Below are 19,788 nucleotides of genomic sequence, written 5' to 3'. Positions count from 1 at the left end.
CGGGCAGCTTTGACACAACCCTGATGCGGCGGTGGGGCGTGGCGTCGGGCGCCTCTCGCTCAGTGCTGGACGGTCTCTCCGTCGCGCAGTTCCAGGACGCGGTCGGCGAGGTCGAGGAGCGTGGTGTCGTGCGTGGCGACCAGGGCGGTGACGCGCTCGCTGCGCACGACGGCCCGCAGCAGTTCCATCACGGCGAGGCCGGTCTCCGCGTCGAGCTGCCCCGTGGGCTCGTCGGCGATGAGCAGCGCCGGCTTGTTCGCGAGCGCACGGGCGATGGCCACGCGCTGCTGCTGTCCGCCGGACAGCTCGCCCGGTCGCTGGGCGCTGTGCCCCGCGAGGCCGACGAGGGAGAGCAGCAGCTCGACCCGCTCCTCGCGCTCGCGCGGATGCGCCCTGCGCAGCCGCAGCGGCACGCCGACGTTCTCGGCGGCGGTCAGGATCGGGATGAGGCCGAAGGACTGGAAGATGAAGCCGATCCGGTCGCGGCGCAGCGCCAGCAGTCCGTTCTCGCCCAGCCCGGCGAGGTCGAGGCCGTCCACGACGACGCGCCCCCGGTCCGGTTCGTCGAGCCCGCCGACGAGGTTGAGCAGGGTCGTCTTGCCGGATCCCGAGCGGCCCTTCAGCGCGACGAGTTCGCCGCGCGGTACCTCGAAGGAGACTCCGCGCAGGGCGTGCACGGCGCCCGCACCGCTCCCGTACGAGCGGTGCACTCCCTCCACCAGGACCATCGGCCCGTGGCCGTCCCGCTCAAACGTGGCAGCCCCCGCCTCGGTGCTCTCGGTCATCCCGCCCGCTCCCCCCCCCCCCCCCACAGATGCGATCTCGGCCGAGGGTCAGTATGTCCGCAGGGCCCGGGCCGGACAACGGCCGCACGCACAAGGGCCGGGGCCGCGCACCCTGCAGGATGCGCGGCCCCGGCCACGTACGAAGGCGTGCGCGCCTCAGCGAACCTCGGTGATCTCCGGGCCGCGGGCCAGCTGGCCCATGCCGCCGGAGAAGCGCGAGGCCTCCTGGCCGTCGGCCTGGGCGCTCTCGGCGACCATCTGCGCGTCGTCGGGGAGCTTCAGGACGATCGGGTCGCGCGGGGCCATCGGACCCTCGCCGCGCACCACGACGGTGTCGCGGAAGATCTGCTCCAGGAGGCCGGCCGCCTGCGGCTGCACGGCGCCCTGGCCCGAGATCACGCCGCGCAGGAACCAGCGCGGGCCGTCCACACCGATGAACCGCACGACCTGGAAGCCGCCCGTGCCGTCCGGCAGCTGCACCGGCACCTGGGCCCGCAGCTCCCAGCCGAGCGGGCCCTCGACCTCGTCGATCACACCACCCTGCTGGGTGATGCCGGAGGCGATCTCCTCGCGGACCTCGCCCCAGATGCCCTCCTTCTTGGGGGCGGCGAAGGCCTGCAACTGGATCGCGCTGTCCTGGAGGACGACGGTCGCCGCGACGATCGCGTCGCCCGCGACCTCCACGCGCAGCTCCATGCCCTCCACGCCAGGGACGAAGACGCCACCCAGGTCTACCCGGCCCTCGCCGGGCTCGCGGACCTCGGAGGCGTCCCAGGGACCGTCGGGGCGGGGCTCGGGCTCGAGCCGGAAGCGCTCCGCGTCCTCCCCGTCCGTGTCGCCACTGTCGACGCTGTCGACGACCTGCTCGGCCTCGTCGGCCGCATCCTCGGCGGCGCCGTTCTTGTTACGACGTCCGAACACGTCACTGTCCTTCCCGGTCGGATACGACCGAAGCGTATCGATTCCCACCCTTTTGACCGTCCGTGCCGTCGCCGGCAACGGTCGGGCCACCCACGGCAGCGTGCCCGCCGGTGGACCCGAAGCCCCCCTCGGCCCGCATCGAATCGGGAAGCTCCGCGACTTCCTGGAAGCGGACCCTCTCGACCTGCTGGACCACCAGTTGGGCAATCCGGTCGAAGCGCTCGAACCGCACGCTCTCGCGCGGATCGAGATTCACCACGATCACCTTGATCTCCCCACGGTACCCGGCATCCACCGTCCCGGGGGCATTCACCAGAGCCACGCCACAGCGCGCTGCAAGGCCGGATCTGGGGTGCACGAAGGCCGCGTACCCCTGCGGCAGGGCGACAGACACTCCGGTGGGCAGAACGACCCGCTCACCGGGCGCGAGTTCGCACGCCTCGGTGGTCCGCAGATCGGCTCCCGCGTCACCGGGGTGCGCGTACGAAGGCAGCGGCACGTCGGGGTCGACGCGCCGCACCAGCACGCCGAGTTCGTTGCCGGGGCCGCTGGGGGCAGTGCTCACGGGTTCACCTCGAAGGCGCGGGCGCGCCTGACCTGGTCGGGGTCGCTCATGGCCGCCTGGATCTCTTCCTCGCGGCCGTTCTCGATGAAGTGGTCGACCTTGACCTCGATGAAGAGGGCGTCGGCGCGCACCGCGACGGGCCCGTCGGGGTCGCCGATCCGGCCGGTCGCGGTCGAGTAGATCTTGCGTCCTGCGACGGCCGTCACCTCGGCGGACAGGAACAGCACCGTGTCGACGGGAACGGGCCGCACGAAGTCGGTCTCCAGACGGCCGGTCACGGCGATGGCCTGGAGCAGCCAGTTCAGGGAGCCGAGCGTCTCGTCGAGCGCGGTCGCGAGGACCCCGCCGTGCGCGAGACCCGGCGCGCCCTGATGCGCGGGGCGCACGGTGAACTCGGCGGTGACGGTGACGCCTTCACCGGCCCGCGCCTCCAGGTGCAGCCCGTGCGGTTGCTCGCCGCCACAGCCGAAACAGTGTCCGTAGTGCGCGCCGAGGAGTTCGCCGGGGGCGGGCGCGTCGGGGTGCCGCACCGGGGCTATGGCGTCGGCAGGGGGCGTCAGAGCTGCAGAAGTACCACTCACAGGCGCAGACCTTACCCGCGCGTCCTATCAGTGCACGCATCGTGCCAAGCTTGACCCCATGGAGCTCTCGACGACGCCTTACGACGAACGACTCACCGCGCCGCGTTCGTGGTGGTTGATCACGTTCATGGTGGGCGTCGTGGGGGCCATCATCCTGCTGCCCTTCGGCACGTTGCCGCTGCTCGGCGGCTTCGTCGGCGGCCTGCTCGTCGCGGCCGTGATCACCAGCGCGTACGGCTCCGCGCGGGTCCGCGTCGTGGCCGACTCGCTGGTCGCGGGCGACGCGAAGATCCCGCTGTCGGCCCTCGGCGAGGTGCACGTCCTGGACGCGGAGGAGGCCCGCGCGTGGCGCACCTACAAGGCCGACCCGCGCGCCTTCATGCTGCTGCGCAGCTATGTCCCGACCGCGGTGCGGGCGGAGATCACCGATCCCTCGGACCCGACCCCGTACGTCTACGTGTCGACGCGCGAACCTGAAGCTTTGGCAAAGGCTCTCGGCCGCGCCTGAGATCCGGGGCGCACCTGAGATCCGGCGCGCCTCAGGCCCCGATCTCCAGGGCGTCCGGCGGCTCCTCCAGGGGCGGCAGCTCGCTCAGCGCCTCCCAGGGCACCTGGTGCCGCCGCAGGTCCTGACGCACCCGGTCGGCCAGCTTCTTGGTGTCGCGCCGGTTCATGAACGCGCCCACGGCCGCTCCGACCATGAACGGGGTCAGGCTCGGCAGGTTCCGCACCGTCCGCTTCATGATCTGCTGGCGCAGTTCGCGCTTCATCTGGCCGCCGAGCGCCGCGTTGATCGTCGCCGGCTTCGCGACGTCGATGCCGCGCTCCTCGGTCCACGAGGTCAGATAGGCGGTACTGCGGTCCTTCAGGTTCCCCGGCGGGCGCAGCCCGTAGACCTCGTGCAGCTCGGCGATGAGCTTCAGCTCGATCGCGGCCACACCGGTGACCTCCGCGGCCAGCTCGTAGGGCATCGCGGGCGGTACGGGCAGCATCGCGGCGGCGCCGACTCCCGCGCCCACGGTTGATGTGGCTGCGGCCGCGCCGGTGACCAACTTGTCCGCGAGGCGTTCGGGTTCGAGACCCGGGAACTGCTTGCGGAGGGTCGCCAGGTCCCGCACGGGAACCCGCGGCGCGTTCTCAATGATCCGGTCGGCGAGAAAGCCGATGGAGGCCTTGGCGGCAGCGCCGCCCTTGGCCAGCCCCGTTCTGGCTGTTCTGGCGCTTCTCGCGACGGCGCCACCCCTGCGCGCACCGTCGCTGCCTTCCGCCGGGGCCACCGGCAGGTCGCCCGTCGGCTCGGAGTCGTCCGCCGATTCGAGCGAGGCGTCTTCTCCGGGGGCACCGGGCTCCGCACCGGGTGCTCCTGGGAAAGAGCCTCGCTCGTCGTCACGCACGGCCTCTGACGGGCCTTGAACCGCTCCGCGGACCTTCTTGTTGCGGGAGCGGCGCTTCCAGGGCGGGGTCGAGCTGGTCATGCCCGACCCGCCCTCAGTCGCAGTCGCGGCAGATGGGCTGCCCGTTCTTCTCCCGCGCGAGCTGGCTGCGGTGGTGCACCAGGAAGCAGCTCATGCAGGTGAACTCGTCCTGCTGCTTGGGCAGGACACGGACGGCCAGCTCCTCGTTCGAAAGGTCGGCGCCCGGAAGCTCCAGGCCCTCCGCCGCCTCGAACTCGTCCACGTCGACGTTCGAAGCCGACTTGTCGTTACGCCGGGACTTCAGTTCCTCAATGCTGTCTTCGTTGAGGTCGTCATCGGTCTTGCGTGGGGTGTCGTAATCCGTTGCCATGTCGCTCTCCCCCTCTGGGTGTCTGCGGTGTCTCAAGCGCCGTAACGCATGAGAGGCCGGACTTGTGCCCGACCTGAGGCGGAGATTTTGCCTCACATCAAGGTCTGTTACTCAATCGACACCCAACTGGACCCCTCACGAGTGATCGTCTTGGGTGGCGAACGGGACCGTACACGGTCCGATTGCCGCACTGCACAGGCGCCACCCCGTGTACTTCCCGTGATCAAGGCGCCCGAAAACCCGGACTTTCCCGGCTTTCACACGGCTTTTGCGATCACGGAGAGTGGACGGCCGAAAAAAGGTCCATGTGATCGATCACACACGGCAACCCCCGGCGCAGGTCCGGAAAATTCAGCCAAAAGCGAACGCCCTCAGCGCGTCGGCGGAAGCATGTCAGATCCCTGCGCGGGACGCACGTCGAACCGACCTAGATCGGCAGGGTGACCCGCATCACGAGCCCACCCCCCTCGCGCGGCTCGGCGGTGATGCGGCCGCCATGGGCCCGCGCGACGGACCGGGCGATGGAGAGCCCGAGGCCCACGCCCTTGTCGCTGCCGGTGCGCTCGGTGCGCAGCCGCCTGAACGGTTCGAAGAGATTGTCGATCTCGTACGCGGGGACCACCGGGCCAGTGTTCGCCACCACCAGGACCGCCTGGCCGTGCTGGGCCTCCGTGTCCACCTGCACCCATCCCCCTTCGGGGATGTTGTAGCGGACGGCGTTCTGCACGAGGTTCAGGGCGATGCGCTCCAGGAGCACACCGTTGCCCTGGATCACCGCCTCCTTGCACTCTCCGCGGATCTCCACGCCCTTCTCGTCGGCCTCGGCCCTGGCCTGGTCGATCGCCTGCGAGGCGACCTCCGCGAGGTCCACGGGCTTGCGCTCGACGATCTGGTTGTCGCTGCGGGCGAGCAGCAGCAGGCCCTCCACGAGCTGCTCACTGCGCTCGTTGGTGGCGAGCAGCGTCTTGCCGAGCTGCTGGAGCTCCACCGGGGCGCCCGGATCGGAGAGGTGCACCTCCAGGAGGGTGCGGTTGATCGCGAGCGGTGTGCGCAGCTCGTGCGAGGCGTTGCCGACGAAGCGCTGCTGCGCCGTGAACGCGCGCTCCAGGCGGTCCAGCATCTCGTCGAAGGTGTCCGACAGCTCCTTGAGCTCGTCGTCCGGCCCGTCGAGCTCGATGCGGCGCGTCAGGTCCGTGCCGGCGACCCTGCGCGCGGTGCGCGTGATCCGGCCGAGCGGGGACAGGACGCGGCCCGCCATGGCATAGCCGAAGGCGAAGGCGATGACGGCGAGGCCCATCAGGGCCATCAGGGAGCGGCTGAGCAGCACGTCGAGGGCGTGCTGACGCTGCTTGTTGACGCACGAGTTCATCAGGTCGTTCAGCTCGCTCGCCGAGATGTTCCCCGGCGGGAAGTTGCAGCTGGTGCTGATGACATGCCCGTCGGTGACCTTGAACGGCAGATCGCCGCCGACGTCGAGGGCCTGCGCGGCAAGCAGGTAGATGATCGAGAGCAGCAGGATGCCCGCGATCAGGAACATGCCGCCGTAGAGCAGCGTGAGCCGTATCCGGATGGTCGGGCGGAGCCACGGGAAGGGCGGCTCCGCCTTCGTCCCGGGCTTCCATGTCGGTTTCGGTGGCGCCTGGGAGGGTGGCGCGGGTGCGGCGGCCATCGAGGGATCAGATCCGGTAGCCCGAGCCGGGCACGGTGACGATGACGGCGGGCTCGCCCAGCTTGCGGCGCAAGGTCATCACGGTGACCCGCACGACGTTGGTGAACGGGTCCGTGTTCTCGTCCCAGGCCTTCTCCAGGAGCTGCTCGGCCGAGACGACGGCGCCCTCGCTGCGCAGCAGCACCTCGAGGACGGCGAACTCCTTGGGGGCGAGCTGGATCTCCTTGCCGTCCCGGAACACCTCGCGGCGGTTCGGGTCGAGCTTGATCCCCGCGCGCTCCAGGACGGGCGGCAGCGGCATGCTGGTGCGCCGCCCGAGGGCCCGCACACGGGCCGTCAGCTCGCTGAACGCGAAGGGCTTGGGCAGATAGTCGTCCGCCCCGATCTCCAGGCCCTCCACGCGGTCGCTGACGTCGCCGGAGGCGGTCAGCATGAGGATGCGGGTGGGCATGCCCAGCTCGACGAGCTTGCGGGCCACGTCGTCACCGTGCACGAGCGGGAGGTCGCGGTCGAGGACGACCACGTCGTAGTCGTTGACGCCGATGCGCTCCAGGGCGGCCGCACCGTCGTACACGACGTCGACGGCCATGGCCTCCCGGCGGAGTCCGGTGGCCACCGCATCGGCGAGCAGTTGCTCGTCCTCGACGACGAGTACGCGCACGTCGCTTGTCCTTCCTCTGGTCGCCCACCGGCGCGCATCTCGGGGCGCGCGGGTGGGTTCGGTGTTGGCTGTGGGCACCATCCTGCCCCTTTCGGCCATAAACCGGCTGTAAGACGGCCTGGCGTCCGGGGAACGCGGGATTTTTCTGCGCGGGTCGAGGTTTCTCCGGAAGGGGCCTTGGGGAGGACGGCTTTACACCCGCGATCACGCTTTGTATGTGGCATGCCACGAGCCGCTGTCGAGACCGCACATCCGCCAGAGGCGCCTCGGGACGTGATCGACCCTTCCTAGGGCACACCCCCGTGCCATCGACCCACGACCCAGGACGAGGGGGCGCAACCATGGACGCATTCACCGCAGGACTTCTGCAGCGCATTAGGGCGGCCGAGACCGACCTGACGCGGGCGCGCGAGACCGGTGACGACTTCCTTGCCGAGGTCGAGCAGGGCGAGCTGGACGACCTCCGCCGCCTGGCCGCCGAGCACGGCGTGGAGGTTCACGCCTCGAGCGTCTGACGTACGCGCGAAAGGGCCCCGGCGCCTGGTTCGATCCAGGCGGGCGCCGGGGCCCTTTCGTGTGCGCTCGCGGGTGTGCTCCCGGTTGCGGTTCCGTGAGCCGGAACGCTCAGTCGTGCCAGGCGCCGAGTTCTTCCAGCCAGTTCTGGAGCGGCTCGAAGACGCCGGGGGGCGCCGCGACCGTCAGCTCCGGCGAGAGGGGCTCCCCGGGGCGGCCGCCGGTGCGGGCGCCCGCCTCGCGCGCGATGAGGTCGCCGGCCGCGAAGTCCCAAGGGTTCAGGCCGCGTTCGTAGTACGCGTCGAGGCGGCCGAGCGCCACGTCGCACAGGTCGATGGCGGCCGAGCCGCCGCGCCGGATGTCGCGCACGCGCGGCACCAGGTGCCCGAGGACCTCGGCCTGGCGGGCGCGGCGCGACTCCAGGTAGCCGAAGCCGGTGCCGACGAGGGCCTGGTCGAGGGGCGGCGCCACGCGCGTGTGCGCGGGACGGTCGTTCACGAAGGCGCCCCCGCCGAGGACGGCGCGGCAGGTCTCGGCGCGCATCGGGGCGGCGACGACGCCGACGATGGTCTCGCCGTCCTTGCGGGCCGCGATGGAGACGGACCAATCGGGGCGCCCGTACAGGTAGTTGACCGTGCCGTCGATGGGGTCGATCACCCACTGGACACCGCTGGTGCCCTCTCTGGACGAACCCTCCTCGCCGAGCACCCCGTCGTCGGGGCGGCGCTCGGCCAGGTAGTCCGTGATCAGCTTCTCGGAGGCGATGTCCATCTCGGTGACGACGTCGACGGCGCTCGTCTTGGTGGCGGCGACGCCGAGGTCCTCGGGCCTGCCGTCGCGCAGGAACACACCGGCCCTGGCCGCCGCCTCCAGGGCGATCTCGAGCAGTTCCGCCTTGAGGGGCGCGAGGTCGTCGGAGGTGCGGGCGGCCTCGGTGGCCTTGCCGGTCTGGGAGTCGGGCACGTGGCTGTCCTTACGCGTACGGGCTGTCGGCGCCGGCCGCGGCCGGCTTGGGGGTGCGGGCGGGGCAGCAGCCCACGGGGCACAGGTTGTGGCTCGCGCCCAGGGCGCCCAGGGCGCAAGGGGTGACGTTTCGCCCGCTCTCGGTGGCGGCCCGCTCGAGGACCAGCTCCCGAACGGCGGCGGCGAAGCGCGGGTCGGCTCCCACGGTGGCGGAGCGGCGCACCGGAAGGCCCAGCTCCGCGGCCCTGGCCTCGGCCTCGGTGTCGAGGTCGTAGAGGACCTCCATGTGGTCGGAGACGAAGCCGATGGGCGCCATGACGACGGCCGGGACGCCCGCCGCGTGACGCTCCTCCAGGTGGTCGCAGATGTCGGGCTCGAGCCACGGGATGTGCGGGGCGCCGGAACGCGACTGGTAGACGAGCTGCCAGGGGTGGGCGACGCCGGTCTCCTCGCGCACCGCGTCGGCGATCAGCCGCGCGACCTCCAGGTGCTGCTTCACGTACGCGCCGCCGTCGCCGTGCTCCTCGGTCCGTCCGGAGGTGTCGGCCGCCGCGTTCGGAATGGAGTGCGTGGTGAAGGCGATGTGGGCGCCGGAGCGGACGTCCTCGGGGAGCTCGGCGAGCGACTTCAGGACGCCCTCGATCATGGGGCGCACGAAGCCGGGGTGGTTGAAGTAGTGCCGCAGCTTGTCGATCGTCAGCGGCTCCAGGCCCTCGGCCTCCAGGGCCGCGAGCGACTCCGCGAGGTTCTCGCGGTACTGGCGGCAGCCCGAGTACGAGGCGTACGCGCTGGTGGCGAGGACGAGGACGCGACGGTGGCCGTCGGTGACCATCTCGCGCAGCGTGTCCGTCAGGTACGGCGCCCAGTTCCGGTTGCCCCAGTAGACCGGCAGTTCCAGGCCGTGGTCGGCGAAGTCCTTGCGCAGGGCGTCGAGCAGGGCCCTGTTCTGGTCGTTGATCGGGCTGACCCCGCCGAACAGGAAGTAGTGCTGCCCGACCTCTTTGAGCCGCTCCTTGGGGATGCCTCGGCCGCGCGTCACGTTCTCCAGGAACGGGACGACGTCGTCGGGGCCCTCCGGGCCGCCGAACGAAAGCAGCAGCAGGGCGTCGTAAGGGCGGGCATCGGGGCTGGCAGCGTGCGCTTCTGGCATGACTTCGATCCTGCCACCCGGCACTGACAGGCGAAAAACCGCGTGTGCCCCCGTCGTGGCGCACGTAAGCTGTATCGAACGCTTTTACGCCTTACCGGAGTCGAGTTGCCCAGTCCCTACCGCGCCATCTTCGCCCTGCCCGGAACCAAGAGTTTCTCCGCGGCGGGGCTGCTCGGCCGTATGCCGCTGTCGATGATGGGCATCGGCATCGTCACGATGGTCTCCCAGCTGACCGGGCGCTACGGACTCGCGGGCGCCCTGTCCGCGACGGTGGCGCTGTCCGCGGCGCTCCTCGGGCCGCAGATCTCCCGGCTCGTCGACCGGCACGGGCAGCGGCGGGTGCTCCGCCCCGCCACGCTGGTCTCGCTCGTCGCCGTCACCGCTCTCCTGCTGTGCGCGAAGTACGAGGCGCCGGACTGGACCCTCTTCGCGTGCGCGGCGCTCGTGGGCTGCGTGCCGAGCGTCGGCTCGATGATCCGGTCCCGGTGGGCGGCCCTGTACGGGGACGTCCCGCGCAGCCTGCACACCGCATACTCCTTCGAGTCGGTCCTCGACGAGATGTGCTTCGTCTTCGGGCCGATCATCTCGATCGGCCTGTCCACGGTGTGGTTCCCGGAGGCGGGGCCGCTCCTGGCGGGCTGTTTCCTCGCGGTCGGTGTCTTCTGGCTGACCTCGCAGCGGGCCACGGAACCGGTGCCGCACCCGCGTGAACAGCACAGCCGCGGATCGGCGCTTCGCGCGCGTGGTTTGCAGGTTCTGGTGGCGACCTTCGTCGCGACGGGGGCGATCTTCGGCTCGATCGACGTCGTAACGGTGGCCTACGCCGAGGACCTCGGGCACAAGTCGATGGCCAGCGTGGTGCTCGCCGTGTACGCGGCCGGCTCGTGCATCGCGGGCGCCCTGTTCGGCCTGCTGCACTTCAAGGGGGCACCCGCTCCCAGGTGGCTGGTGGGTGTCGTCACGATGGCCGTGAGTATGATCCCCCTCCAACTGGTCGGGAACCTGCCACTCCTGGCCGTGGCGCTCTTCGTCGCGGGCCTGTCCGTCGCACCGACGATGATCACGACGATGGCCCTCGTCGAGCAGCACGTACCTCGCGCGAAGCTGACCGAGGGCATGACCTGGGTGAGTACCGGACTCTCGGTCGGCGTCGCGCTCGGCTCCTCCGTGGCCGGCTGGGTGATCGACGCGGCCGGGGCGGAAGTCGGGTACGCGGTGCCGGGAGTCTCCGGCGCCGTCGCGGTCCTCGTCGGGCTCCTCGGCTATCGCCGGCTGAAGCGGCCGGTCGTTCCGCAGCGGGGAGGAAGCACGGATGAGCAGGGCACAGCGGGGTACGCCGGGCACGCGGACGGGCAGCCGGAAGAGCAGCGAAGCCTGGCGTAACTGGGCGGGGAACGTCACCGCACGCCCCGTGCGAGAGGTGACGCCCGCCTCCGTCGAGGAACTTACGGCGGCGGTGCACAGCGCCGCGCAGGACGGCCTCAAAGTGAAGGCCGTCGGCTCGGGCCACTCCTTCACGGCGACGGCCGCCACCGACGGGATGTTGATACGCCCTCAACTGTTGACCGGAATCCGCAGCATTGACCGGGAGAACGGGACCGTCACGGTCGAGGCCGGCACCCCGCTCAAGCGACTCAACATGGCCCTGGCCCGCGAGGGCCTGTCGCTCACGAACATGGGCGACATCATGGAGCAGACGGTCTCCGGCGCCACCAGCACCGGCACCCACGGCACGGGTCGCGACTCCGCGTCGATCGCGGCGCAGATCAAGGGTCTTGAGCTGGTCACCGCGAGCGGCGAACTCCTCACCTGTTCCGAGAAGGAGAACCCCGAGGTCTTCGCGGCCGCCCGGATCGGCCTCGGCGCCCTCGGCATCATCACGGCGATCACCTTCGCCGTGGAGCCGATCTTCCTGCTCTCCGCGCGCGAGGAGCCGATGAGCCTGGATCGCGTGCTCTCGGACTTCGAGGAGCTGCACGCCGAGAACGAGCACTTCGAGTTCTACTGGTTCCCGCACACGGGCAGCTGCAACACCAAGCGCAACAACCGCAGCGCGGGCCCGGAGGCCCCTGTCTCGAAGCTCAGCGGCTTCGTCGAGGACGAGCTGCTCTCCAACGGGCTGTTCCAGGTGGTCAATTCGATCGGCCGTGCGGTGCCCGCCACGATCCCGTCGATCGCCAAGGTCTCCAGCCGGGCGCTGTCCTCCCGGACGTACACGGACATTCCGTACAAGGTCTTCACGTCGCCGCGCCGCGTGCGCTTCGTGGAGATGGAGTACGCGGTTCCGCGCGCGGCCCTCGTCGACACGCTGCGCGAGCTGAAGTCCATGGTCGACCGCTCACGGCTGCGGATCAGCTTCCCCGTCGAGGTCCGCACCGCCCCGGCCGACGACATCGCGCTGTCCACGGCGTCCGACCGCGACACCGCCTACGTGGCCGTGCACATGTACAAGGGGACGCCGTACCACCGGTACTTCACCGCGGCCGAGCAGATCCTCACCGCCCACGAGGGGCGTCCGCACTGGGGCAAGATGCACACCCGCGACGCGGAGTACTTCACGCGCGCGTACCCGCGCTTCGGCGAGTTCACGGCGCTGCGCGACCGCCTGGACCCGGACCGCGTGTTCGGCAACGCCTATCTGCGGCGGGTCCTCGGCGACTGACCGGCAGCCCCGGAAGGGGCCGCCGGCGGGTCACTCCGACTGCGGCTGGACGTCCGAACCCTGCGTGGGAGCGGTGGTCGGGTCGGTGGTGCTGCCGCTGTCCGAACCGGAATCCGAACCGCTGTCGGAGCCCGAGTCCGAACCGGAGTCGGAGGACCCGCTGTCGGAACCGGGGTCCGAGCCCGAGTCCGAGGACCCGCTGTCCGAACCGGAGTCCGCGCCCGTGCCGGAACCGTCGCTGGCACCGGACGAAGGCGTGGCGCTCGGGTCCGGAGCGGTGGTGGACCCGTCGCCGTTCTGCTGCGTGCCGGTGTCCGAGCCGGTGCTGCTGTCGTCGGAGGGCGTCTGCGTGGTGTCCGGGGTGGTGTCGCTGTCGGACGACGAGTTCCGCCCCTTGAAGGCGTCGCCGATGGTGGTGCCACCGCCGCCCCCGAAGGCGTGGCCCGACATCAGTTCGTACGTCGTGATGCCGCACATGGTGACGCCGAAGACGAGCGCGGCGGCGATCAGCGGCCGCTTCCAGCTCTTGATGCGCGAACGGTGCACTGTGCCCTCGGTGAACTCGTCGTCGGCGTCCGCGCCGCCTTCGGCGAACTCGCCGCCTTCGGGGTGCTCGCCGTCCGTGACGCGCAGCATCCGCGTGGCCTCGTCGACCGTCTCCGGACTGATCAACTGGGTCTTCTCGGGGTCGGCCGCGGCGGTCACGCCCACGGCGCCCAGCAGCCGGGTCTTGTCGGTGTCCTCGTCGGGCAACAGGTCGGCGACGGCGCCCGTGTCGAGCAACTGGGTCCCCGCGGTGGTCGGGTCGGAGATCCGCTCCATGGCGGTGGCCTGCTCGAGCGCGGAGATCTGCGGCAGGGCCGCCGCCTCTTCGGCGTCCGCGGTCGGGGTCGCGCGCGTGCCCCAGGTCGTGGTGGTCGGCAGCGCCGTCATGGCCGGGCGCGCCGCGGGCGGCTCCGAGCCCGTGACCATCGAACGCGTGGCATCCATCGAGGAGTCCGAGCGGAACGTCCGGGGCACGGGCGTGCCGTGCCCCGTCACCGGCACCTGACGGGTCTTCGGCTTCACCACCCGGACGTCGCGTATCTGTTCACCGGTGCGCCTGAAGAAGTGCTGGAAGAGCGTGCCGCCGCAGGTGGCGAGGGCGCTGACCACGCCGGCGCCGAGGATCGTCCCGTAGACACCGAGGCCGGAGGCGAGCTTCGCGGCCACGACGGCGGCGACCGCACTGCCCGCCACCTGCGGGACGCTCAGATCCAGCCGCCTCTCCTTGGGCTTTTCCTCCCTGTCCTCGGATATGTCCTCGGAGATCTCCGGCTTCTTGCCCATCGTCGAACCTTGCCTGCCTTTCGCGACAAAACCACCCATGCCACAGCGAAGCTCCCAAGAGTAAGCGAACTCCCTGGGACGCAAGAGAAAGGACGTATCGGAGGACGAATCAGTTCCGGTTCGGGAGATTTCGTGAAGCAGAACACGCGGGCCCCACACATCGCCCGCCACGATCGGGAGCCCGTCGCCCCAACTCCCGCCCCCCGAGAGAACTTCGGCGGCGTGCCGATCCACGCAAGTGGCCCGAATGGAGTACTGTTGCGAGCCCTGGGTCCGGTCTCCCGCCAGGGTGCTCGGGTCCTGCCAGGACCGTGGGGAGGGGGTTCGCTGCACAGGGTGACGGAGTCCGTCACTTAGCGTTGCGAATAGGTAACCGTGCCATAACGGCGAACCAGGGCCCATGCCCGACACGCCGGGCAACTCGGCAAGGTTGTGGCAGGCTGCACCCGGGCAGGCCACACTCGACTAGCGGAAGCAGCGACGCACGTGACGTCGGCAGGCACCACCCGGGAGGTCCCCATGCCCGAACTGCGTGTCGTGGCCGTCTCTAACGACGGCACACGGCTGGTGCTGAAGGCTGCGGACAGCACGGAGTACACGCTGCCGATCGACGAGCGCCTCCGGGCCGCCGTACGTGGCGACCGTCCGCGCCTCGGCCAGATCGAGATCGAGGTGGAGAGCCACCTCCGCCCACGCGACATTCAGGCGCGCATACGGGCAGGCGCGACCGCCGAGGAGGTCGCGCAGTTCGCCGGTATCCCGGTCGACCGGGTGCGCCGCTTCGAGGGTCCCGTGCTCGCGGAGCGCGCGTTCATGGCGGAGCGCGCCAGGAAGACCCCCGTGCGCCGCCCCGGCGAGAACGCGGGACCCCAGCTGGGCGAGGCGGTGCAGGAGCGTCTCCTGCTGCGCGGCGCCGACAAGGACACGGTCCAGTGGGACTCCTGGCGCCGGGACGACGGCACCTGGGAAGTCCTGCTCGTCTACCGGGTCGCGGGCGAACCGCACTCGGCGAGCTGGACGTACGACCCGCCCCGCAGGCTCGTCCAGGCCGTGGACGACGAGGCGCGCTCGCTGATCGGCGAGTCCGACGACATCGGCACACCCGAACCCACGTTCCCGTTCGTGCCGCGCATCGCCCGACTGCCCAGGGACCGTCCCCTCGACCGGGCCCTGGACCGGCAGCTCGAGCGGCCCACGCCGCCCTCGGAGCCGGAGCCCGAGGAGACGGAGCTGCCCGCGATCGCCTCGTCCGCCCCGCCGGAGCGCGACTCGCTGACCAGCCTCCTGGAGGCCGTACCGAGCTACCGCGGCGACCTCGCGGTGCCGGAGCGCCCCTCGGTGGCTCCCGAGCGTCCCGCCGTGGCTCCCGAGCCTCCGCAGGAGGAGCCCGAGCCGCCCGCAGCCGCCGAGGTGGAGGAGCCGGCGGCTCCCGCGGCCTCGGCCGGGGCCGGATCGGCGTACGCGGACATCCTGATGCCGCGCGCCGTCGCCGGACACCGCGACCGCCTCACCGGCACCACCGACCGCCAGGCGGAGGCCGACGGCGTCCGCCCCGGTCGCCGCGCCGCCGTGCCGAGTTGGGACGAGATCGTCTTCGGCACGCGCCGCAAGAAGCAGGAGTAGCCCACCTCTTGTACGCGAAGGGGGCCCTCGCCGTTCAGTCGGCGCGGGCCCCCTCTGCGCAGCGGCGGCTACTGCGGGTCCGGCCCCGTGGCCACCGGGCGCGTCTCGTCGGCGGACCACTGCGACCAGGAACCGACGTACAGCCGGGCGTCGATGCCCGCGACGGCGAGCGCCAGGATCTCGTGCGCGGCCGAGACGCCCGAGCCGCAGTACACACCGACCTGGCCCGGATCGCCGTTCGCGCCAAGGGACTTGAAGCGCTCCGCGAGCTCGGCGGCGGGGCGGAAACGACCGTCGTCGCCGACGTTCTCCGTCGTCGGGGCGGACACCGCGCCGGGGATGTGGCCGCCGACGCGGTCGATGGGCTCCACGTCGCCGCGGTAACGCTCGGCGGCGCGGGCGTCCAGGAGCAGACCCGAGCGGGCCAGCGCCGCGGCGGCGTCCGCGTCGAGCAATCCGGTGGCACCGGGTGCAGGGTCGAAGGTGCCCGGCTCCGGCGTCGGCGTCGGCGTCGCGGTCTCCAGGGGGCCGTCCCAGGCGGCGAGCCCGCCGTCGAGGACTCGCACGGACGGGTGACCCGTCCAGCGCAACAGCCACCAGGCGCGCGCCGCGGCCCAGCCCTGGCCGCCGTCGTACACAACGACGTCGCGGTTGGCCGAGACGCCGGCGGAGCGCATCGCCACGCCGAACGCGGACAGCTCGGGCAGCGGGTGCCTGCCCTCGCCCGGACCCGCGTGACCAGCAAGTTCCGTGTCGAGATCGACGTAGACCGCGCCCGGCAGATGGCCCGCCGCGTACTCGGCACGACCGTCGAACGCGGGCGCTCCCCCAGCCTTGGCGACGCTGAGCTGCCAGCGGACGTCGAGCAGAACAGGGGGCCGCTCGCCCGCCAACTCGCTCGCAAGTTCGGATGCGGAGATGATGGCATTCATGGGCCCATCCTTGCTCATGCTCTGGCCCGCGCGCTCCCGGTCGTATAGCGTGCTCGATCGACTACCGAGCGTCTATTGACCGGACATGGCAGGGTCGTGGCGCCGAAACGTATGCGAAACACCGTTTCGGGCACCCTCAGCGGGGAGTTCGCCGGCTTCGGCGCGGCCGAAGAGCGTCGTGCGGCACCGAGCGCCAACATCGGCACGGCGCCACTTGACATGTGGGATCCCGAGCCGCGGGCCCCGAGGGTTCCGTTCCGAGGAGAGAGTGACGATGACCGAGGCAGCAGCCCGGCGCGCACCGGGCACCCCGTGCTGGGTGAGTCTGATGGTGCACGGCATGGCGGCGACCCAGGAGTTCTACGGGGCGCTGTTCGGCTGGGAGTTCAGGCCCGGCCCGCAGCAGCTCGGCCCGTATGTACGGGCGCTCCTCGACGGCAGGGAGGTCGCCGGGATCGGCCAGCTGCCACCCGACCGCCGGCTGCCGATCGCCTGGACCCCCTATCTGGCCTCGGACGACGTGGACGCGACGGCCGAGACGGTGCGGCACTGCGGCGGCACGGTGGGCGTGGGTCCGCTGGACGCCGGGGAGGCCGGCCGGATGGCGATCGGCTCCGACCCCGCGGGTGCGGTGTTCGGGATCTGGCAGGCCGGCGAGCACGCGGGCTCGGCGGTGACCGGGGTGCCGGGCGCGATGGTGTGGAACGAGCTGGTGACGCGGGAGACCGCGAGCGTCGCGAAGTTCTACCAGGCGGTCTTCGGATACACCGAGGAGGCCCTCGTCTCCGCCGACTTCGACTTCCTGACCCTGCACCTGGCGGGTCGGCCCGTGGCCTCCGTGCACGGCGCCGGTCACGCCCTGCCGCGTGACCAGGGCCCGCACTGGATGACGTACTTCAAGGTCGAGGACGTCGACGAGGCCGTGGAGCGGGTCGCCGATCTGGGCGGCCACGTGGTGTCCCCCGCCCGCGAGGGTTCACACGGACGGGTGGCCACGGTGGCGGATCCGGAGGGGGCGGAGTTCTCGGTGGTGGCGTCCCTGGCCACGTAGCCGGGGCGTCCACCGGCGCGTCCACTGGGGCCCGCGGTCCCCGTCCCGCGTTTCGTTCAGGCCGAGCCGACGGGCAGCACGTCCGGGGACAGCGGCGCCGCGTGCGCGGTGGCGCTCGTCATCCGGCGCCGATGGTGGCGCCGGCACAGCACCTCGTAGCCGATCTCGTCCGCCACGCGGGTCACGTCTCCGACGACGACCTGAGCGCCCTCGACGACCATCTCGCCGTTGACGGTACGGGCGTTGTGCGTGGCGCGGGCGCCGCACCAGCACAGCGCCTCCACCTGCAACACCTCTACGCGGTCGGCGAGTTCGACCAGCCGCTGCGAGCCGGGGAACAGCTTGGAGCGGAAGTCCGTGGTGATGCCGAAGGCGAAGACGTCGAGTTCCAGCTCGTCGACGACGCGGGCCAGCTGGTCGATCTGTCCGGGCGCCAGGAACTGCGCCTCGTCCGCGATCAGGTAGTCCACTCTGCCGCCGTGCGAGAGGTGCTCGACCACATACGCGTAGACGTCCAGGTCGTCCGCGACCTCCACGGCGTCCGTGACCAGGCCGAGGCGGGAGGAGAGCTTGCCCTCCCCCGCCCGGTCGTCGCGGGTGAAGATGAGCCCCTGGAGGCCGCGCGCCGAGCGGTTGTGCTCGATCTGCAGAGCGAGGGTCGACTTCCCACAGTCCATCGTTCCGGAGAAGAACACCAGCTCGGGCATGGGGAGTTGAGCACCTTTCGGATCACGCGGGGTGGGGTGGGGCGGGGCGAGCGGGTGGGGTCAGGACCGCACTTCCAGCAGCGGTACGTGCTGCTCCGCCGGAGTCATCGAGCCGTGGTTGCCGACCATCAGCGATTCCTTCGGCTCGTTGCGCGAGGCGATCAGGAGCACGTCGTCACGGGCCGCCGCGATGACGTCTCCGAGGCGGTCGTACACCCGTTGATCAACCTGCGGGCCGAACCAGCCGGCCGCGATCGCCTCGTCGCGCGAGGCGATCCAGAACTGCTCGCCCAGTACCTCGCGCCACACGGTGAGCACATCGCCCGCCGCCCCCGGCACCGCGTACACATGGCGGGCGCGGCCCTCGCCGCCCAACAGGGCGACGCCCGCGCTCAGTTCCCAGTCCTCGTCGAAGTCGATGCGGGACTGCTCGTCGAAGGCGATGTCGACCATGCCGTGGTCGGCGGTGACGTACAGGGCGCTGCGCGGCGGCAGTTGCTCGGCAAGACGCTGCGCGAGGCGGTCGACGTACATGAGCTGGCCGCGCCAGGCGTCGGAGTCCACGCCGAAGCGGTGCCCCTTGCCGTCGACCTCGCTGTAGTACGTGTAGACCAGCGACCGGTCCCCCGCGGCCAGCTGCTCGGCGGCGAGGTCCATGCGGTCCTCGCCGGAGAGACGGCCGTAGAACGTGCCGCCGCTGAGGGCGATCTTGGTGAGCGGCGTCGTCTCGAAGTGCGGCGCGGACACCTGCGCCGTGTGAATGCCCGCCTCGTGGGCGCGCTGGAAGATCGTGGGGTACGGCTGCCAGGTCCGCGGCTTCGTCCAGGGGTTCCAGCGGAGCTGGTTCATCAGCTCGCCGGTCTCCGGGTTGCGCACCGTGTAGCCGGGCAGGCCGTGCGCGCCGGGCGGCAGTCCCGTGCCCACGGAGGCGAGGGAGGTCGCGGTGGTCGCCGGGTAGCCCGCGGTGATCGGACGGCCGGTGCCGCCGCGCGAGGACGATATGAGCGAGCTGAGGAACGGGGCCTCGTCGGGATGCGCCCTCAGCTGTTCCCAGCCCAGGCCGTCGATGAGGAACACGCAGGCGCGGTCGACCGGCTGCAGCTCGGGGATCGCGGCGGCGCAGCCGGGCACGCCCAGATGGGCGCCGATGGTGGGCAGCAGGTCGGCGAGGGATCCGGTGCCGTACGCCGGGACGGGAGCGGTGTGGACGGGCAGCGGCTCTACGTCGTCCCAGGCGGCCTGCGTCATCGACGGCCCGCGTCCGCGATGGCCTCGGAGAGGGACTGCGAGAACGTGAGGGCCTGGCGCACGGTCTCCGGGCCGTCCCCGGCCTCGCTGACGCGCAGGCTCAGGTCGTCGGCCGTCGTGCTGCCCGTGTACCCGTGGTCCGCCTCGCAGTTGGGGTCGCCGCAGGTCGCGGGCTCCAGGTCGATGCGGGAGACGGCGCCCCAGCCGATGGTGAGGACGACCTCGCGGGGCAGCGAGCCCGGAACGTACTTCTCCGGATTGGCGACGACGCGGCTGAGCACGACCGACGAGATCCGGCCGATCTGCACGGACTCCGTGGACGTCGTCGCGTACGACGTCGGGGACGTGCTGTCGGCCGCCTGCTCGTCGGTGTGGCTGACGATGAAGCGGCTGTCGGTCAGGACCAGGACGGTGACATGACGGCGGACCTCGTTCGCGTCGAACGTCGTCTCCTGGTGCACCAGATACGACGAGATCGGCTCGCCGCCGACCGCGGCCTCCACCGCCTCGGCCACGAGAGCCGGGTAGTAGCCGCTGCGCTCGATCGCCGTGCGGAGCCCTTGGGTCGTCGTACTGGTCTTGGCCATGGGGTCCATCCTAAGGCCCGAAAAGAGACTGCCGGTGCCCCTGTGGATAACTCTCC

At 71.2% G+C, this 19,788-nt stretch carries 21 protein-coding genes; 6 read left to right on the top strand and 15 right to left on the bottom strand.

All coding sequences use genetic code 11. The features are described from left to right. Positions 1 to 59 precede the first annotated feature (59 nt). The 4 genes from ACIA8D_RS09580 to ACIA8D_RS09565 form a co-directional block, all read right to left on the bottom strand. Complete coding sequence (locus tag ACIA8D_RS09580; RefSeq protein ID WP_399230340.1) at positions 60 to 785, bottom strand: ABC transporter ATP-binding protein; 726 nt, start codon at positions 783 to 785, stop codon at positions 60 to 62. 156 nt (positions 786 to 941) lie between these two features. Then, positions 942 to 1,706: a DUF3710 domain-containing protein gene (locus ACIA8D_RS09575; protein WP_399230339.1), complete on the bottom strand. Its 765-nt coding sequence runs from the start codon at positions 1,704 to 1,706 to the stop codon at positions 942 to 944. A gap of 1 nt (position 1,707) precedes the next feature. Next, complete coding sequence (gene dut / locus ACIA8D_RS09570) at positions 1,708 to 2,271, bottom strand: dUTP diphosphatase (protein ID WP_399230338.1); 564 nt, start codon at positions 2,269 to 2,271, stop codon at positions 1,708 to 1,710. Next, on the bottom strand, positions 2,268 to 2,852 hold the full coding sequence (locus ACIA8D_RS09565; RefSeq protein WP_399230336.1) for a PaaI family thioesterase: 585 nt from the start codon (positions 2,850 to 2,852) through the stop codon (positions 2,268 to 2,270). The genes dut and ACIA8D_RS09565 overlap by 4 nt, the downstream gene beginning before the upstream one ends. Positions 2,853 to 2,910: 58 nt before the next feature. On the opposite strand from ACIA8D_RS09565, the gene ACIA8D_RS09560 reads away from it, so the two are divergent. After that, the gene (locus ACIA8D_RS09560; protein WP_399230334.1) at positions 2,911 to 3,360 is read left to right on the top strand and encodes a DUF3093 domain-containing protein; all 450 of its coding nucleotides are present in this window, start codon (positions 2,911 to 2,913) and stop codon (positions 3,358 to 3,360) included. Between the two features lie 31 nt (positions 3,361 to 3,391). Here ACIA8D_RS09560 and ACIA8D_RS09555 read toward each other — a convergent pair whose 3' ends face one another. The 4 genes from ACIA8D_RS09555 to ACIA8D_RS09540 form a co-directional block, all read right to left on the bottom strand. After that, positions 3,392 to 4,327, bottom strand: coding sequence for a hypothetical protein (locus tag ACIA8D_RS09555; protein WP_399230332.1), 936 nt, complete (start codon positions 4,325 to 4,327; stop codon positions 3,392 to 3,394). Between the two features lie 13 nt (positions 4,328 to 4,340). Beyond that, the gene (locus ACIA8D_RS09550) at positions 4,341 to 4,637 is read right to left on the bottom strand and encodes a DUF4193 domain-containing protein (RefSeq protein ID WP_018535993.1); all 297 of its coding nucleotides are present in this window, start codon (positions 4,635 to 4,637) and stop codon (positions 4,341 to 4,343) included. 427 nt (positions 4,638 to 5,064) lie between these two features. Beyond that, positions 5,065 to 6,306, bottom strand: a complete 1,242-nt coding sequence (locus ACIA8D_RS09545) for a sensor histidine kinase (RefSeq protein ID WP_399230330.1) — start codon at positions 6,304 to 6,306, stop codon at positions 5,065 to 5,067. Positions 6,307 to 6,313: 7 nt separating this feature from the next. Beyond that, positions 6,314 to 6,967, bottom strand: a complete 654-nt coding sequence (locus ACIA8D_RS09540; protein ID WP_266714992.1) for a response regulator transcription factor — start codon at positions 6,965 to 6,967, stop codon at positions 6,314 to 6,316. A gap of 341 nt (positions 6,968 to 7,308) precedes the next feature. Between ACIA8D_RS09540 and ACIA8D_RS09535 the strand changes: the two genes are divergently transcribed. Beyond that, positions 7,309 to 7,482, top strand: coding sequence for a hypothetical protein (locus ACIA8D_RS09535; RefSeq protein WP_356378267.1), 174 nt, complete (start codon positions 7,309 to 7,311; stop codon positions 7,480 to 7,482). A 109-nt stretch (positions 7,483 to 7,591) separates the two neighbouring features. Here ACIA8D_RS09535 and ACIA8D_RS09530 read toward each other — a convergent pair whose 3' ends face one another. Both ACIA8D_RS09530 and ACIA8D_RS09525 read right to left on the bottom strand, forming a co-directional pair. After that, positions 7,592 to 8,368: an inositol monophosphatase family protein gene (locus ACIA8D_RS09530; RefSeq protein WP_399230673.1), complete on the bottom strand. Its 777-nt coding sequence runs from the start codon at positions 8,366 to 8,368 to the stop codon at positions 7,592 to 7,594. 85 nt (positions 8,369 to 8,453) lie between these two features. Then, entirely contained in the window at positions 8,454 to 9,593 is a 1,140-nt protein-coding gene (locus ACIA8D_RS09525; protein WP_399230327.1) for a ferrochelatase, read from the bottom strand. 105 nt (positions 9,594 to 9,698) lie between these two features. On the opposite strand from ACIA8D_RS09525, the gene ACIA8D_RS09520 reads away from it, so the two are divergent. Together ACIA8D_RS09520 and ACIA8D_RS09515 are read left to right on the top strand one after the other, a co-directional pair. Next, entirely contained in the window at positions 9,699 to 10,976 is a 1,278-nt protein-coding gene (locus tag ACIA8D_RS09520; protein WP_399230325.1) for an MFS transporter, read from the top strand. After that, positions 10,906 to 12,255 carry a D-arabinono-1,4-lactone oxidase gene (locus ACIA8D_RS09515; RefSeq protein ID WP_399230323.1) on the top strand — a complete coding sequence of 450 codons (1,350 nt, stop codon included), beginning with the start codon at positions 10,906 to 10,908 and terminating at the stop codon, positions 12,253 to 12,255. The genes ACIA8D_RS09520 and ACIA8D_RS09515 overlap by 71 nt, the downstream gene beginning before the upstream one ends. 30 nt (positions 12,256 to 12,285) lie before the next feature. Here ACIA8D_RS09515 and ACIA8D_RS09510 read toward each other — a convergent pair whose 3' ends face one another. Continuing rightward, positions 12,286 to 13,584, bottom strand: a complete 1,299-nt coding sequence (locus ACIA8D_RS09510; protein ID WP_399230321.1) for a hypothetical protein — start codon at positions 13,582 to 13,584, stop codon at positions 12,286 to 12,288. A 519-nt stretch (positions 13,585 to 14,103) separates the two neighbouring features. Here ACIA8D_RS09510 and sepH point away from each other — a divergent pair. Continuing rightward, the gene (gene sepH, locus ACIA8D_RS09505; RefSeq protein ID WP_399230320.1) at positions 14,104 to 15,207 is read left to right on the top strand and encodes a septation protein SepH; all 1,104 of its coding nucleotides are present in this window, start codon (positions 14,104 to 14,106) and stop codon (positions 15,205 to 15,207) included. A 68-nt stretch (positions 15,208 to 15,275) separates the two neighbouring features. Here sepH and ACIA8D_RS09500 read toward each other — a convergent pair whose 3' ends face one another. After that, complete coding sequence (locus ACIA8D_RS09500; protein ID WP_399230317.1) at positions 15,276 to 16,139, bottom strand: sulfurtransferase; 864 nt, start codon at positions 16,137 to 16,139, stop codon at positions 15,276 to 15,278. Positions 16,140 to 16,413: 274 nt separating this feature from the next. Here ACIA8D_RS09500 and ACIA8D_RS09495 point away from each other — a divergent pair, with 274 nt between their 5' ends. Continuing rightward, on the top strand, positions 16,414 to 17,190 hold the full coding sequence (locus ACIA8D_RS09495) for a VOC family protein (protein ID WP_399230315.1): 777 nt from the start codon (positions 16,414 to 16,416) through the stop codon (positions 17,188 to 17,190). Positions 17,191 to 17,246: 56 nt separating this feature from the next. Here the strand turns inward: ACIA8D_RS09495 and ACIA8D_RS09490 are convergent, their stop codons facing one another. Genes ACIA8D_RS09490 through ACIA8D_RS09480 form a run of 3 tightly spaced genes read right to left on the bottom strand, consistent with a single transcriptional unit; the run spans position 17,247 to position 19,732 of the window. Continuing rightward, the gene (locus ACIA8D_RS09490) at positions 17,247 to 17,897 is read right to left on the bottom strand and encodes a thymidine kinase (RefSeq protein ID WP_399230313.1); all 651 of its coding nucleotides are present in this window, start codon (positions 17,895 to 17,897) and stop codon (positions 17,247 to 17,249) included. A 60-nt stretch (positions 17,898 to 17,957) separates the two neighbouring features. Then, positions 17,958 to 19,145, bottom strand: coding sequence for an alkaline phosphatase family protein (locus ACIA8D_RS09485; RefSeq protein ID WP_399230311.1), 1,188 nt, complete (start codon positions 19,143 to 19,145; stop codon positions 17,958 to 17,960). Then, complete coding sequence (locus ACIA8D_RS09480) at positions 19,142 to 19,732, bottom strand: DUF5998 family protein (protein ID WP_399230309.1); 591 nt, start codon at positions 19,730 to 19,732, stop codon at positions 19,142 to 19,144. The genes ACIA8D_RS09485 and ACIA8D_RS09480 overlap by 4 nt, the downstream gene beginning before the upstream one ends. Between the last annotated feature and the right edge of the window lie 56 nt (positions 19,733 to 19,788).

Source organism: Streptomyces sp. NPDC051684, from assembly GCF_044453445.1.
Classification (GTDB): Bacteria; Actinomycetota; Actinomycetes; order Streptomycetales; family Streptomycetaceae; genus Streptomyces.
Note: the sequence above shows the minus strand (reverse complement) of the source record. Positions and strands in the feature narration are given on the sequence as shown.